Here is a 1,702-nt window from a genome sequence, read left to right as displayed (position 1 = left end):
GATACCGTTCCGTCACCGGCACCGCACGCCTCTCTGGCCAGTCCGCACTCAGCGCAATCCGAGACCTCGTCGACGGACGCTTCGCGGTCGCTTGATCGGCCTCATTGCCAACCACCTGAGCAGTTACGGGCCGGGTGGCGAGTCCGGTTAACGCCGCTGGCAGGTGGGGAAGGCGCGGACGGGTGCGGTCGGCGCTGGTTTGGGTTCTCGACGCGGGTTTGTGCGAATGGCGAAAGTGGCGCGTAGAGGGACCAAATTCGCTCGACCCTGACGGGCACGCAGGCACCGGGGCGGGCTCGCGCTCTTGCCGGACTACCTTGCGGGCTTGGGGCCCGATCCCACGGCGAGGGTAACAGGCCCCGCCGTTCGTGCCGCGAATGCGGACGCCTCCGTCCTTGGAAAGCGCCGACCGCGCGCCGGGTCGCAAAGGCGAAGCGCTCACGCCCCAGCTCCCGTCACGGCGGGGCATATAACCTATATGGTTCGTTTTGTCAACTTCTATCCGTCGTCGCCCCGGATCAAACCCGAAGTGACGGTAAATGGGCAAGCCAATCCTATGCGATAGCCCTGCGCGGTGGGGGCGAAGCCAATTGGGGATCTATGCGTCTGTCACCGTAATTCATCAAAAGCCAACCGCAAGGTCCCGAACCCCAACTACACCGGGCTTTACCGCAAGCGCCACCGGATCGAGAACATGTTCGGCAATCTCAAGGACTGGCGCAGCATCCATACCCACTACGTTCGCTGTGCCTACACCTTAATGCCTGCCATCTATATCGCCGCAACCGTGATCTTCTGGCTCAATCAATGAGTCCTGAGCCTAGCTCGTTCGCAATGCAAGCCGTTCTCGAAATTGCATTCATGGAATGTAACCTCTAGAGGTCAAACTGGGTGGGCGGAACGGTCTATGCCGTTAGCTCCCAAACGGGGGTTGTCCTTATTAATGAGCTAGTCTGAGTTTTAACTTTCTTCATTTGAGGAACTAGTGATCCAATGTGTGCGCCCACCCAAACAAACGATGATGCTCGTCGAGTAGAAAATATTTACCTGACGTCGAAGTCCCGGATGGAGTCAGAGAAAAGGTTGCGTCGAGATGGTAAATATTGCAACATGATGATCACTTGGTACTCACTCCTTTTGATAGTCAGTTCAATTTTTGACTTTTCCGGAATATACAAGGTTAAGTATTTCGGCGTTCTTTCTATATGCTGCTCCGTTTGCGTTCTCATCATTTCACTTTACCTTCAAGGGGAGAGGCATCAGGAAAGAGCTGAGAGGTTTAAGGAAAGCTACGTTAAGCTTCAAAAAATATATTGGTCACATGAATTGTCAAATAACCAAAAGATTTGTGCATATGATGATCTCATGCTAAATTGTGAAAACCACTCTGACGTAGACTACTCCAATGCAATTTTGACTGCGTGGAAAAATGGAAAGGCATTGGAAAACTCTACGGGAAACTTGAAGATTAATTTCATCATCGCTGCTGAGGCTCTGTTCAGTAAATTTGTTTTTTGGGCATTTTTGCTTGCAATCGCCATTGCTCCTGTCTTGGTATTTTTAAATCTTCCCTTAGAACCTGATCCGAAAGTTGTTGAGCAATACCAGCATGTTGTGATTCACGCCTCTTTGCGAAGAGATGGAGTGAATGGTGACATGGACTGGTATTGCCCGGCGCGAGCATAGCCGGGAGGGATTGCGA

At 52.4% G+C, this 1,702-nt stretch carries 1 protein-coding gene; it reads left to right on the top strand.

The genetic code is table 11. The features are described 5' to 3' along the window. Positions 1-993: 993 nt before the first annotated feature. A complete protein-coding gene (locus LDN95_RS22990) occupies positions 994-1,686 on the top strand; it encodes an SLATT domain-containing protein (protein WP_226019823.1) in 693 nt (230 codons plus the stop codon). The last annotated feature ends 16 nt before the right edge of the window (positions 1,687-1,702 follow it).

Origin of the sequence: Novosphingobium sp. FKTRR1 (genome assembly GCF_020404405.1) — a bacterium.
Classification (GTDB): domain Bacteria; phylum Pseudomonadota; class Alphaproteobacteria; order Sphingomonadales; family Sphingomonadaceae; genus Novosphingobium.
Note: the sequence above shows the minus strand (reverse complement) of the source record. Positions and strands in the feature narration are given on the sequence as shown.